Here is a 14,252-nt window from a genome sequence, read left to right as displayed (position 1 = left end):
AGTGGAACAATAAGCGAGTGCGCTACCCGTCTCCTTATTACCGATCTATTGATAAAAATATTATGTGATTTACCTCTCACTTATTTACTTAGCGCGCTAAGTAAAGTAAAGTGGTTAGCACGCTAAGTAATTAAGGTTTTCATCATGGTTCAAGACATCCACAGTCTTAAAGATCTTTCTCTGGCCGAGCAGCTTGCTCGCGTTTCTCGTCTATGGAAAATGGTCGCTGACCGTGAACTCGCACCGCTTGGTCTTACCCACCCACGTTGGACTGCGCTATGGAAACTGCAACGCCTCGGTGACAACGTGAGTCAGAAAAAACTCTCGGAAGCGCTCGAGATTGAATTGCCATCATTAATGAGAACGTTGAACCAATTAGAACAGCAATCGCTCATCACTCGACACTGCTGTGTTAGTGACAAACGTGCTCGAATTGTGAGTCTTACCGATGACGGTAAGTCGTTAATCAAGCAAATGGAAGCTCGCATTATTCAAGTACGTCGCCAGTTGCTCAATAGTATTGATGATGACGAGATGAAAAAGCTCTCTTTCATTCTTGAACAAATTACTCATAACGCCCTTGATGCTCTTAGCGAAAAGTCAGAAACCACACAATAAAAGAGAAGTTACTATCTATGACCCCCGACGAAAAATTCGCGCGCTGGATTAAATTTTCCTGTTTCGGATTTGTTCTTGTTTTTGCATATTTTCTTGTTGCAGATCTCACCATGCCATTAACGCCTCAAGCAATGGCAACCCGTGTCGTAACTAAAGTTGCACCTCAAGTCAGTGGACAAATCACCCACGTATATGTGAAAAACAACCAAGCTATCCATCAAGGAGATCTCCTATTTGAAATTAACCCAGCGTTTTATCAGCTTGCGGTTGAACAAGCTCAATTAAACCTTAAACAAGTTATCCAAAATAATGAGCAGCTTGACGCATCCATTGCTGCTGCCGAAGCGGATCTAAAAGCCAGTGGTATTCTTGCAAACCAAAAAAACCGTGAAGCAGAACGATTAAATGCGCTTTTCTCACGCCATGGTACTTCTCAAAAGTTACGCGATGACGCTCATAGCTCCGCCGTGGCGGCTAAAGCGAATGTTGCTGCTGCGAAGGCGCGTTTGAAAGAGTTACAAGTGAGTCGTGGTGAAATCGACGATAGTAATGTCAGTATTCGTGTAGCTCAAAATCAATTAGAAAAAGCCAAGCTCAATCTTTCTTATACACAAGTGATTTCAGATCACGATGGTGTGATAACGAACTTACAGTTGAAAGCCGGTACCTATGCCAGTGCGGGTAGCCCATTGATTGCGCTAGTTTCAGATAACGTTGATGTTATCGCAGATTTTCGCGAAAAAAGTCTGCGTCACTTTTCAATCGATAGTCACGCCTTGATCGCGTTCGACAGCAAACCTGGACATGTCTTTAACGCACAAGTGAGTACTCTGGATGCGGGGGTCAGTGCGGGTCAATTTGCAGCCGACGGTAGTCTTGCAACACCAACAGACTCTAATCGTTGGGTGCGGGATGCACAACGAATGCGTGTGCATTTAGACATCGACAATGAACTCGTTAAGCAACTTCCATCTGGAGCCCGAGCTACGGTTCAATTGGTCCCTAACAATGCGGTATTCGCGTGGCTTGCGAAAGTACAGATTCGTTTCCTCAGTGTTTTACACTACGTTTACTGATCAGGAGGTGGCATGAAATTATGGGATCACCCGTTATCTGGAAATGATTTTCGACAATGCCTACGTATTGCCACTGGTGCTACTTTAGGTTTTACCATCAGCAAACTGTTTGGTTGGGATAACGGCGTATTTTTTACCGTTACACCAATGTTGCTATTGGGTATGGTACCTGTGATGAGCGCACACGCTGCGCGTCAATTGTTTGCATCTGCCATCGTTTGTGGGCTGGAAGTTGGTATTATTGGTGGGTTATTAATCAGTCATCCCGGCATGATGACCATGGTGGCTTTTGTACTATTTCTGATAAAGTTTGCCTGCATGTCAAAAGGCAGCTTATTTTTGTTTGGTGCAAACAGCATCATCAGTTTGAGCATTATGCTGCACTTTGCCAGTTACCCAAGCATCGATTTAAACAACCTTATTTTTACCAACTTACTTGCCTGCGTGCTGTCCGTCATCATTGCTTATTTAATGATGTTTGTAATTCCAGATGTGGAATCCCGTCAGCCACCGCCGAGGCCAACCGAAGCGAAGAAAAGCCACCGCATGCGCCACGAAGCCTTAATGGGCGCCAGTATCGCTACGCTTTCGTTTATTGTGTTCCAAGTTTTTGATCTGCAGGATTCAATGTCAGCACAGGTCACGACGATATTGCTGCTTTTTCCAATGAACTGGAATGGGGCATTGGGTTATGCTCGCAAGCGTGCGATGGGGACATTGTTTGGTGTGACTTTTGGCTTAGCTAGTCAAATTCTTTTGTATGACTGGTCAGATTTACTGTTATTTGTGGTTCCACTTTTGTGGATAGGGGCAATGATTTTTGGCTACATGCATGTGAAGGAGTCGAGTGGTTCAGGAACAGGGTTTGGTGGGCTGACAACCATCGGCATTTTATTCGGCCAGTACCTCACGCCTGGCGGTGACCTTATCTATAGTGCCTTGTATCGTATCAGTAGTATCTTGTTTGCTATTGTCGTGACGTTATTGATTACTTATTGTATTCATCGCTTGTTGAACTGCTTTCCTGCGACTCGATTTAGCCATGAAACCGCTTAATTTATCTCAATATCTCATATTCTGCCTACCCTCTGTCGGGGCGTAATTTAACCTTCCTCACTGACACGTGACCTAACCATTCGTGCGACTGGTCTTAAGTTTTATGGCGAAGGGGAGTGGAAAGTAAACAAACGATACAAATGGAAGTGTAGCGTCTGGTGAAAGCGGCATATATCAGTCGATACAAGCACTCATTCAATAATCGTGACAGAGCTGAGCTATCAAAGGTCATCGATGCAGAAGTGCTCATCACTGATTTATGTAAACATATCTAAGTATCATTGAGGAGTATCACTCCTTTAAAGAGGTTTATTTGAATAATCTAATCGTATTTACCGGTGGCCCGGGATCAGGTAAAACCTCGGTGATCGATACGTTGAAAAGTCACGGCTATCGCTGCGCACCAGAAGTCGGGCGTAAAGTGATTCAACACCAAGTCGAGCAATAAGGGAATGCTTTGCCATGGTTAGATAAAGCAGCCTTTCGTGATGAAATGGTGCGAGAAGAACTAGCCAACTACCAAGCGTTTCAATCGAGTGAACAGCGCGTTTTCTTTGATAGAAGTATCGTAGATTCATATGGTTACAGTTTGTTGGAATCTTTACCGACTTGTGAATCTCTGTTGAATCAATGCAATGAGCTTGAATACAACAACAAGGTCTTTATCTTCCCACCATGGGATTCGATTTTCATCAATGATGAGGAACGTAAGCAAGATTTCGAGGAAGCGATCGCCACCTACGAAAAAATGGTGTCAGCCTATAACAAGTTTGGCTATCTGCTGGTGGAAGTACCTAAGTTATCTGTTGAGGAAAGAGTCGACTTTATCTTAGCTTCAATTGACTCAGGCGAGTGATTTCCAGAAAAGCCACAATTAAAAAAGCCCCGCAGTATCGACTCGATGGAGTGAATACTGCGGGGCTTTTTTATTCAGATTCAGTTTGTGATGACTTAGTTTTTGGTGACTTAGCGGCGAAAAGCTTAGTCGCGATAACGTTTAATCACCGAGAGGCTGTCTATCGCCTCCGCCTCGGTAGGAATCAAGCGCAACCTTCAAGCGACGCAGTTTGTCGCGAGAACGGTTCTTATGATTGACAGCAATCCCCATAGAAAGCACATCCACTAACGCCAACATAGCGTAGCGAGAAGCCGACGGCTTGTAGATGAAGTCGGTTTCCATATGCTTGATGGGTAACAAGATATCGGCAATTTTTGCTAGCGGTGTATCTTGTGGGGTAATCGCAATGATCTTAAGTCCGTACTGCTTAGCCAGCTCTGCCGTTTCTGTGATCACTGGTGTAAAGCCAGTCGCAGAGATCATCACCATTACGTCATTAGCATCTGCCGTGGCAGCAACCATACGTGACATCAAGCCATCGTTGTACGACACCACTGGGTAGCCCAAACGAAACAGTCTATGTTGCAGCTCTTGAGAAGCAATGGTTGAACCACCACCCATACCAATAGCAATGATCTGTCTGGCGTTATGCAGCCAGCTGACTGCGGTTTCAACGTCTTGCTCTTTGAACAGAGTGCGGTTGATGTCTAGGCTCTGCTTGATCGATTCGTAGATACCTTGATAGCCAGTTTGGTTTACCGGCTCGAGAATAAAGCGCTGGCCAACGGTTAGCGTCTGAGCCAACTTAATCTTCATATCACGTACGTTGTTACAGCCAATCGCCTTAGCAAAACGAGTAATAGTAGCTTCACTGACTTGCGCGTTTTCTGCGAGTTCTGTAATGCTGGCTTTAGCGGCAAAATCAATGTCGTCCATGATCAGCTTGGCAACTTTTTTCTCGGCATCACGAAGAGCGGGAAAACGCTCGGTTATCTGTGAAATGATATCTACTTCTAAACTCAAGAATCCTGATCCTTTGTTGATGGGGCTAAGCCTTAGCCCCGTTAGTATATCTGAATGCTTCGCTGATTCTAGTTTATTGAAAAATCGAGCTAGAAGCAGGTCTCTACCCAGTTTGTTACCTGATGGTCGTCATCGCTGATAGCAATGTAACGCCACTTATCGAAAGTCAAACACGGGTGTGACGTTGAGAATGCAATCATGTCGCCCACTTCAATCTCGGAAGAACCGTCCGTTTCAACAAAGGTATGTTGATCCATCACGGCGGTAGCAGTCAGCCCTTTCACAGAGATAGCTTCGCCATTGCGATAGCCGCGCTCAGCAATTGGTAAGCCTGCATCGAACGCCACATCACGCTTGCCTAGCCCAACCACTAATTTGGTAGGCTCCGGACTAGAGATAACATACGCCCACACCTCAAGTGCTGATTCTAAATCCCCACCCAGTTCACACGCGTAACCTTGGTTTACTTGCGCACGTTGCAGCACCTTACTTTGAGCATCTAGGTAGATACCGGTATCGTGAATCGCGTAACAGCCCGGGCGGATGATCGCCAAGTAATCGGTTAGGTTCGCCAAGCATTCTGCCACCACATCATACCAAGCAGAACCTGCGCCAGTGATAATAGGTTGCCCTGCAATTAGTCCATCTGATGCAAGGCTTTCGACCGAAGTGAGCGCCTGATTTAAGAAGGTACGAATGTCTTGTTCGGCATTGTCACCGTGAATTACACCCTCGTACACCTCAATACCAGCCAGCGAAAGGGCTGGTGTGTCTTGGATAGTCTGAGCCAGTTCTAGAACTTCTTGTGGTGAACGACAACCACAGCGACCGCCCGGTACACCAAATTCGATCAGTACTTTTAGTGTCTGTTTTGTATTAGAGAAATATTGGTTAAGTTGCTGCACGTTTACCGAAGAATCCACACAACAGTAAAAGTCGATATCAAACTCACTGATCAACTGTTCAACGATCGCCATGTTGGTTTTACCCACCAATTGGTTAGCCATGATGATGCGTTTTGCACCCGCCATAGCGGCAACTTCTGCCTGTGCAGGCGTTGCTACTGTAATACCCCAAGCGCCATTTTCTAGTTGTTGGCGGAAAAAAGCAGGTGTCATTGATGTTTTGCCATGTGGCGACAATTTAACCTGATGGTGATCGGCGAATGATTGCATCCAATTCAGGTTATTGGTTAAGGCGGATTGTTTGATAATTGCTACCGGGAGCGAAATATCTTCATCAACCAGTCGGTAAATACCGTTCTCAGATTGTGATATTGCTCTCCCTTTTTGGCCTTTTTCAGTCAAGATAAAACTATCGTTTTGATACTTTATAACATCTTTATGTGCAGGGTTATGTTTCATTGCTGATTCCTAACATGATTTAAGTTGTTGTTATTTAATGTTTAAATATATCCACAATCTGTTTTGTGGTAGAAACTATCACACAAATTAAAATATTATGTGTGTTTTGTCACTGAAAATAATCGGCTGAATTTCTAATATAGCTCCATCAACACAGTGGATTGAGAGAGTGAAAAATGTTGTTCGATACGATAATTAAAAATGTAGAGGTGTTTGATGGCACCGGCGAACAATCGTTTTGTGCCGATGTAGCAATCCGAGATGGAAAAATAGCCGAAATTGGTCAAATCGATCACGAAGATTGTGGCCAGTTGGTTGAGGGAGCAGGCTTAGCATTGGCTCCTGGATTTATCGATGTACATACACATGACGATACCAACGTAATTCGTTACCCAGACTGCCTGCCTAAGATCAGCCAAGGTGTTACAACCGTGATTGTTGGCAACTGTGGCATCAGCGCATCACCAACCGTTTTGGCTGGTGATCCACCTGACCCAATGAATCTTTTAGGCGCACAAGCTGACTTTAAATACCCAACTTTCGCCGCGTATGCACAAGCGGTAGAGCAAGCTAAACCCGCAGTAAACGTCGCTGCGTTAGTTGGCCATACCACATTGCGCAACCAAGTGATGGACGACCTGCAGCGCACTGCAAGCGAAGACGAAATCGCAGCGATGCAAACCAACCTTGATTTGGCGATGGCGCAAGGCGCATTAGGTTTGAGCTCGGGTTTGGCTTACGCTAGCGCGAAACAAGCGAATGCCAACGAAGTGATGCAGTTAGCGAAAGTGCTTTCTAGTCACGGCGGCATCTATACCACGCATATGCGTACTGAATTTGAAGAGATCTTAAGCGCGATGGAAGAGGCATTTGAGACAGGACAATACGCGAAAGTGCCTGTTGTTATCTCTCACCTTAAATGTGCAGGTGCGGGCAACTGGGGCAGAACTGTTGAAGTTCTTGATTTGATGGACAAGGTTTCTGAGCACCAAGATGTGTCTTGTGACTGCTACCCATACTCAGCGAGCTCTTCGACATTAGATTTGAAACAAGTGACCGACGATTTCGACATCTTTATCACTTGGTCTGAAGCAAAACCAGAACACGCAGGCAAAACGCTTAAGCAGATTGCTGATGAAATGAATCTACCCCTGATGGACGCGGCAAAAGCGCTTCAACCAGCGGGCGCGGTTTATCACTGCATGGATGAGAACGACGTAAAGCGTGTATTGAAATACAAACTGACCATGGTCGGCTCAGACGGTTTACCCAATGACCCGCATCCACATCCAAGATTGTGGGGCACCTTCCCGAAAGTGTTAGGTCATTATTGCCGAGACGAAAAACTGTTCTCGTTGCCAGAAGCGATTCACAAGATGACCGGAATGTCGGCTCAGCGTTACAACTTAGCGGGTCGAGGCGAAGTTCGCTGCGGTGCCTTTGCCGATTTAGTTTTATTTGATCCAAAGAATATTAAAGACACAGCAACATTTGAAAATCCTATTTCAGTTGCTCAAGGAATAGAAAGTGTATTTGTAAATGGTGAATTAACTTACCAGCAAGGAAAAGTAAGAAATAATCGTTCAGGCGTTTTTATTTACCGAAACTAGAGTTTAAGTTATTTATTAAATTCAGGTGATTATAAAAACGACGAATTAATTTAAATATATTGGAATAGAATTTGTTTTATCTATAAAGCCAATGTTATCTATAAACCCAATATTATCTATAAATAAGTGGAGTTAAAAAATGACTATTAAACGTTACGGTGTTGAAGGCGGTACAGGTACAGGCGGACAACATTTACCATTTGCACGTGCAACTGAAGCAGGTGGTTTCCTATACGTTTCTGGCCAGACACCGATGACAGATGGTGAAGTGGTTGAGGGTGGCATTGTTGACCAGTCTCGCCTAGCGATCCAAAACTGTGTCGATATCATGACTGAAGCGGGCTACGGCCTAGAAGACGTAATGCACGTAAAGGTTGTGCTAACGGATTCTCGTTACTTCCAATCTTTTAATAAGGTATTCAAAGAGTTCTTCGGTGCTAACCCACCGGCCCGTATCTGCATGGTTTGCGACTTAGTTGTAGACGTGAAGGTTGAAGTAGATGTGACTTGCTACCGCGCCGATCGCGGATAGTAATAACCTAATCACAATTACCTACTTAGAGAGTATTAGGGGTTAGTCATCCCTGTTATTATCCTTTAATACTCTCACCCTACATTTATAAAAATTACTTTAATTAAAAAAGATAAAATCAATAAAGTAATTATATGAAATATAAAATGAATGAATCATAAATAAAGTTCAGGAATGAACTCAATATTTCACTGAGAGGTGTCAAATGAACAGCACACTTTTTCTTACAGGCTTCGGCGTGTACGTATTATTTTTAATTTGGTTAGGCTGGTTTGTCTCGCGTAATCAAAAATCTGGCGAAGATTTCTTATTAGGTGGCCGTGGCCTACCTATGTTCTTAGTACTTGGCACAACAGTAGCGACGATGGTCGGTACGGGTTCAAGTATGGGTGCGGTTGGCTTCGGCTACGCAAATGGCTGGGCAGGTGCTCTGTACGGCATTGGTGGTGCGATAGGCATCCTATTACTTGCACTTTGGTTTGCTCCGGTTCGTAAATTGAATTTCATGACCATGAGTGAAGAGCTGGCTTACTATGTTGGAGCTAACCGAATCGTGAAAAACGTGGTTGGTCTGCTTATCTTTATCGCGTCAATCGGTTGGTTGGGTGCGCACATTCTAGGTGGCGGCATGTACCTAGCGTGGATTGCTGACATCGACCTTAACCTTGCGAAGATTATTATTGCTGCGGCATTTACTATCTACGTGGTGATCGGTGGTTACACAGCGGTTGTATGGACCGATACTATCCAAGCTATCATCCTTTTTGCTGGCTTCATCTTGATGGCGGTTATGTCTGTGGATCACATCGGTGGCATGGATAACCTTTACGCTGCGATGGACCCTGCTGCTACGAGCTTTTTAGCAATCGATAAACTGGGTATTCTGCCTGCTGTTTCTTTGTCTGTGGTTATCGGTGTTGGTGTACTGGCGACGCCTTCATTCCGCCAACGCATCTACTCTGGTAAAGATGTTTCAACTATCCGTCGCTCATTTGTGGCATCGGGTGTGTTGTATCTTTTCTTCTCAATCATCCCTGCAATCATTGGTATGGCTGCTCACGCCATCGACCCATCATTGGATAACCCGAACTACTCGTTCCCTTACGTAGCAGCAACGGTTCTTCCAGTTGGCGTAGGTATGATTGTTCTTATCGCGGGCCTATCTGCAACCATGTCGAGCGCAAGCTCAGATGCGATTGCGGGCGTGTCTATCCTACTGCGTGACGTTTACGTGATGTTCACTGGCCGCGTGCCAAACAAAGAATCAATGCTGAACTACTCTCGCTTGGCACTGATTGTGGTGATTGGTTTTGCACTGTTGTTCGCACTGACGTCGAACGACATCATTGGCTACATCACTAAGATGATTTCAACGGTAATGTCGGGCATGTTCGTGTGCGGTATGTTGGGTAAATTCTGGAAACGCTACAACTGGCAAGGTGCGCTTGCAACGCTAGCGGGTGCTTCTGTGGCTTCATTTGTTGTAATGCTAAACGCAGACTACACGGCTTTCTGGGGTAACCCTGTGATTCCTTCATGTCTGTTTGCTCTAGCAGCAGGTGTGGCTGTCAGCCTATGTACTCCGGCTAACCAAGTAACACCAGAAATGGCGAAAGCGATTCTTGATGACGAGCGTGCTCTGATGGAGATGGAAATGTCTGAGACTGGCGTACTTGAAGAAGAAGCGGCACCTCAACGCCCTGCAAATCAAACAAGCTAAACCTAGTCTCCACAACTGGTTTGCTTAATTCAGGTCCTGCTTAACGGTAGGGCCTTTTCTAAAGTCAATTATCTCTATTTTTAGGAACGGCTATGTCGGCATCTTCTCTGTTCAATATTGCTTTCTTCGGCGAATGTATGGTCGAAATCAGCGGCTCTCCATTAACCAAAAAATTTGGCGGTGACACGCTCAATACGGCGCTTTACCTTTCTCGCTTAACCCAACATCAAAATCTGTCTGTGCATTACGCGACGGGTCTTGGTTGTGATGAACTGTCTCAAAATATGATTGATAGCTGGCAGTTAGAGGGTATCCAAACCAATTTCGTTGAACGCATTGCGAACAAGCTTCCTGGACTCTACATGGTCGAAACCGATGAAACGGGTGAGCGACACTTTCACTACTGGCGCAACGACGCGGCAGTAAAATCTTACTTTCAAATCGATAACTTAAACAAGCAAACCGACAACCTGAATAAGCTTGAAATCGCTCTGACAGAGAAGCAAGTCGATGCGGTTTACATCAGCGGTATCAGTATCGCAATCTTGGATGATGCCTCTCGTGAGCGCCTATTCAACGCGATTAGTGTGTTCTCAAACCAAGGCGGCAAGGTGGTTTTTGATAATAACTATCGCCCGCAACTTTGGAGCACCGAGCAAGCTCGACATTGGTACGCCAAGTTACTGCCATTGGTAGACATCGCACTGATTACCGAAGACGACGACCTGCTTGTGTGGGGCAACTCAGAAAGCGTTCAACAACGCTGCCTTCGCTTGGGTTGCCAAGAGATCGTCATCAAACGTGGCTGCGAGCCATGCAAAATTGTTCAAGTTGAACAAGGCAATGTCGTTGAGAGTTATGTGTCAGCGACTCGTGTTTCTAATGTGGTTGATACCTGCGCGGCGGGCGATTCATTTGCCGCGGGTTATTTGGCGGCGCGCCTTACTGGCGAGAGCGCCACCGACGCCGCTGAACTTGGCCACCAACTGGCTTCCACTGTTATCCAATACTCTGGCGCGATCATCCCCGTGAGCGCTATGAGCCAACTGATTAAAAAATAAAAAGCGGAATTATTATGTCTCAAGAAATGATCAACACACTTAAGCAATTCAAAGTTATTCCTGTAATCCAAATCAACAAGGTTGAACACGCGATTCCACTGGCAAAAGTTCTAGTAGAAAATGGCTTGCCCGTTGCTGAAGTGACATTCCGCACTGAAGCGGCAGCAGACGCGATTCGTGCGATGCGCGATGCGTATCCAGAGATGTGTATCGGTGCTGGCACAGTATTAACGCCAGCGCAGATTGACCTAGCGAAAGAGTCGGGTAGTGAGTTCATTGTGGCACCGGGCCTTAACCCAAACACCGTAAAACGTTGCCAGGAGATCGGTATGCCAATCGTTCCGGGCGTAAACAACCCGAGCCAAGTCGAGCAAGCGCTAGAGCTTGGCCTTAACTTCTTGAAGTTCTTCCCAGCGGAAGCGTCTGGCGGCATCAACATGGTGAAGTCTCTGCTAGCGCCATACGTTGATGTGTCACTAATGCCAACAGGCGGTATCGGCAAACACAACGTCAATGACTACCTAGCCGTGGAACGCGTGGTGTGCTGTGGTGGTACTTGGATGGTATCTCCGAAGATGATCGAGAACGAACAGTGGGACGAGATCGCGGAGTTAGTTCGAGAAGCGGTCGCTCTTGTGAACTAACGAGAAGCGTTTGGAATAAAGATAAACAACAGCAGTGGTTGATGGTTCTGTTTTGTGAATTACCTCCGATAAACAAAACAGAACCATATTTATCTAGGAAAACTAATAATGAAAAAAACTATATTATCCCTATTGATTTCAGGTTCAGTAGTGTCCCCAATGGCGTTAGCAATGGCTCCAAATACCGATCTAAATTTAATGCCGTACCCACAAACGGTCGAGCTGCAAGCTGGGCAAGTTAAGGTCGACGGTAACTTCAAGGTTTACATCAAAGGTTTTAATTCTGATCGCGTTGAATACACGGCGAAACGCTTTATTGATCGCCTTGAGCGTCAGACGGGTGTGCCGATTTTAAATTGGCAGGTTGATAGTGAAGACGAAGCGAACCTGATCATTGATATCGACGCGGCGCCAAAGTCTGAAATACAAAATATCGACTCTGTAGAGTCCTACAAAATTACCACTCAGGGTGAACAAATCACGCTGAGCTCTCCAAGCCCATACGGCACTATTCACGGCATCGAAACCCTTTTACAGCTCGTTGAAACCACAGCGACTGGCTACCATATTCCTGCCGTTACGATAGTCGATGAGCCTCGCTTCCGCTGGCGTGGTGTTTCTTACGATACTTCACGTCACTTCATTGAATTCGATGTGCTGATTCGTCAGTTAGATGCGATGGCGTCGGCGAAGATGAACGTATTCCATTGGCACTTCTGGGACGACCAAGGCATTCGCATTCAAACCGAATCATGGCCGCGTCTGTGGTCTGAAACCGCCGATGGTAATTACTACACCAAAGACCAAGTTCGCTACCTAGTTGAATACGCCCGTAACCTCGGTATTCGTGTGATTCCTGAAGTTTCTCTTCCGGGTCACTCTTCTGCTGTAGCGCATGCTTACCCACGCTTGATGTCGGGTGGTGAAGGTCAAAGCTACGAACAAGAACGTGGCTGGGGCGTATTTGAGCCATTGATGGACCCACTTAACCCAGAGCTCTATGAAATGCTGGGCGACGTATTCGACGAAGTGACAGAACTATTCCCAGATGAGTACTTCCACATTGGTGGCGATGAGCCGAACTATGCGCAATGGAAAAACAGCGAAAAGCACCAAGAGTTCATTGAAGAGAACAATATCGATGGCGAGCGTGGCTTGCAGTCTTACCTCAATGTAAAAGTTGAGAAGATGCTGGAAGAGCGCGGTAAGAAGATGACGGGTTGGGATGAGATTTGGCATAAAGAACTGCCGACTTCAATCGTGATTCAAAGCTGGCAAGGGCACGACAGCATTGGTCGCGCGGCGAAAGAGGGCTACCCAGGTATTCTTTCTACGGGCTACTACCTAGATCAACCACAGCCGACGAGCTACCACTATCGCAATGACCCTATGCCAACGGGCATCACTGTTGACGATAAGCTGCACAGCGGCGAAAAGTTCGTGACGTATCAATGGGAGAAGCCACGTTCAAAAGGCGGCCCACGTAAGGGAACACTGGCTATTATTGAAGCTAAGGACGGCACTTTCCGCGCATTCAGTGATTACAACGGCAAGTCTCGCGAAGAGATCTTCATCCTTGATTATGTGCCGGGCAAAACCTTTGTTGGTCACTTCGATAACTTCATGTCGTACACCGAGTTCAACCTAAATCTGAATTCAAAGGGTTTTGCAGAAGGCAGTTACCAACGGGTCGGTAACGTGCGTTGGCCAACCACAGGTGAAGTGATTGCGAGCAGTGATATTGAAGGCAGCGTGATTCCAGAGCCAAATGGCGGTTACCCTGCAGAGCTAAACGACAAAGAAAAAGAGCTGATTTTAGGTGGCGAGATCACCATGTGGTTAGAAAACAAAGACAGCCACACGGTTGAAAACTATCTATGGCCACGCAGCTACGCGATTGCAGAGCGCTTCTGGTCTGATGCCGCATTGACCGACGAGCGCAGTATGTATAAGCGTATGAAAGCGATGGATACATGGTCTGAAGTCTCGGTTGGGCTGCGTCATCATGCGGATGCTGATATGTTGTTAAAACGCATTGCTAAAGGCCAGGATATTCACGACCTGCAAGTGCTTGCGAAATACACCGAGCCAGCACAGTACTACGCACGTAACTGGGAGAAGTGGAATTCTACTGAGCCTAAGGGTACTTTATACAGCCAATACGAGCGCTTAAACCGCTTTGTGGATGCGCTGCCAGTGGAAAGCTACGCCGTGTATGAGATGCAAGACTTGGTCAATGAAGTGGCGACAGGCAATCAACAAGCGCTTGAGCAACTTACAGAGCATTATCAACAAGCAAAAGCGGCTGCACTCGTGGCTAAAAATGTCTTCGCTGGTAATGTGTCTTCGGTAGAGACTGTGGTTGTCGCAGAAAAAACAGCGGAAGTCGCAGACTTGGCGTTAACCTTGATTGCTAAAGCACAAGCGGGTGAAAAAGTTAGAGCATCAGATGCGAATGCCTACCAAGCGATACTGTCTGATTCTGCGAAAATCTACGACGAATCGATCATCGCGATTGTTCGCCCAACAGAGCTACTGTTAAAGCGTCTGACTGAATAGAGTGAATAACCTGCTAGTCGATTAGCTAACCGCTAAATAGATAAAAGCTGCATAGCTACTAATAAGTTACACGACAATAAGAGATTCAAAACCGCCCTCTGTGGGGAATAGTGATTAATTTGTCTCAATATTTTGGAGTCGTTACTAGATA

11 protein-coding genes and 2 pseudogenes are annotated in these 14,252 nt (G+C 45.8%); 11 read left to right on the top strand and 2 right to left on the bottom strand.

Features of this window, described 5'->3' with window-relative positions; translation table 11 throughout:
- Window positions 1-144 precede the first annotated feature (144 nt).
- The 5 genes and pseudogenes from slyA to WR49_RS02395 all read left to right on the top strand — a co-directional run bounded on the left by slyA (window position 145) and on the right by WR49_RS02395 (window position 3,606).
- Entirely contained in the window at window positions 145-618 is a 474-nt protein-coding gene (gene slyA / locus WR49_RS02410) for a transcriptional regulator SlyA (RefSeq protein ID WP_017057726.1), read from the top strand.
- A 17-nt stretch (window positions 619-635) separates the two neighbouring features.
- Window positions 636-1,694: an HlyD family secretion protein gene (locus tag WR49_RS02405; protein ID WP_046222941.1), complete on the top strand. Its 1,059-nt coding sequence runs from the start codon at window positions 636-638 to the stop codon at window positions 1,692-1,694.
- Between the two features lie 12 nt (window positions 1,695-1,706).
- Window positions 1,707-2,750: a DUF2955 domain-containing protein gene (locus WR49_RS02400; protein WP_046222940.1), complete on the top strand. Its 1,044-nt coding sequence runs from the start codon at window positions 1,707-1,709 to the stop codon at window positions 2,748-2,750.
- Between the two features lie 72 nt (window positions 2,751-2,822).
- Window positions 2,823-2,998, top strand: a pseudogene (locus tag WR49_RS21770) (IS5/IS1182 family transposase); the annotation flags it as partial.
- Window positions 2,999-3,063: 65 nt separating this feature from the next.
- Window positions 3,064-3,606 (top strand): annotated as a pseudogene (locus WR49_RS02395) (AAA family ATPase).
- A 141-nt stretch (window positions 3,607-3,747) separates the two neighbouring features.
- Here the strand turns inward: WR49_RS02395 and WR49_RS02390 are convergent.
- Together WR49_RS02390 and WR49_RS02385 are read right to left on the bottom strand one after the other, a co-directional pair.
- Window positions 3,748-4,611: a MurR/RpiR family transcriptional regulator gene (locus WR49_RS02390; RefSeq protein WP_046222939.1), complete on the bottom strand. Its 864-nt coding sequence runs from the start codon at window positions 4,609-4,611 to the stop codon at window positions 3,748-3,750.
- 89 nt (window positions 4,612-4,700) lie between these two features.
- Window positions 4,701-5,975: an amino acid deaminase gene (locus WR49_RS02385; protein WP_046222938.1), complete on the bottom strand. Its 1,275-nt coding sequence runs from the start codon at window positions 5,973-5,975 to the stop codon at window positions 4,701-4,703.
- A gap of 176 nt (window positions 5,976-6,151) precedes the next feature.
- Here WR49_RS02385 and WR49_RS02380 point away from each other — a divergent pair, with 176 nt between their 5' ends.
- The 6 genes from WR49_RS02380 to WR49_RS02355 all read left to right on the top strand — a co-directional run bounded on the left by WR49_RS02380 (window position 6,152) and on the right by WR49_RS02355 (window position 14,101).
- Window positions 6,152-7,585, top strand: coding sequence for an N-acyl-D-amino-acid deacylase family protein (locus WR49_RS02380; RefSeq protein WP_046222937.1), 1,434 nt, complete (start codon window positions 6,152-6,154; stop codon window positions 7,583-7,585).
- A gap of 139 nt (window positions 7,586-7,724) precedes the next feature.
- Window positions 7,725-8,117: a RidA family protein gene (locus WR49_RS02375; protein WP_004732497.1), complete on the top strand. Its 393-nt coding sequence runs from the start codon at window positions 7,725-7,727 to the stop codon at window positions 8,115-8,117.
- 205 nt (window positions 8,118-8,322) lie between these two features.
- The gene (locus tag WR49_RS02370; protein ID WP_046222936.1) at window positions 8,323-9,837 is read left to right on the top strand and encodes a sodium:solute symporter family protein; all 1,515 of its coding nucleotides are present in this window, start codon (window positions 8,323-8,325) and stop codon (window positions 9,835-9,837) included.
- Window positions 9,838-9,929: 92 nt separating this feature from the next.
- Entirely contained in the window at window positions 9,930-10,898 is a 969-nt protein-coding gene (locus tag WR49_RS02365) for a sugar kinase (protein ID WP_046222935.1), read from the top strand.
- A gap of 14 nt (window positions 10,899-10,912) precedes the next feature.
- A complete protein-coding gene (locus tag WR49_RS02360; RefSeq protein WP_017057736.1) occupies window positions 10,913-11,542 on the top strand; it encodes a bifunctional 4-hydroxy-2-oxoglutarate aldolase/2-dehydro-3-deoxy-phosphogluconate aldolase in 630 nt (209 codons plus the stop codon).
- Between the two features lie 108 nt (window positions 11,543-11,650).
- Complete coding sequence (locus WR49_RS02355; protein WP_046222934.1) at window positions 11,651-14,101, top strand: family 20 glycosylhydrolase; 2,451 nt, start codon at window positions 11,651-11,653, stop codon at window positions 14,099-14,101.
- Window positions 14,102-14,252 lie beyond the last annotated feature (151 nt).

Source organism: Vibrio sp. ECSMB14106, from assembly GCF_000972265.1.
GTDB lineage: Bacteria > Pseudomonadota > Gammaproteobacteria > Enterobacterales > Vibrionaceae > Vibrio > Vibrio kanaloae.
Note: the sequence above shows the minus strand (reverse complement) of the source record. Positions and strands in the feature narration are given on the sequence as shown.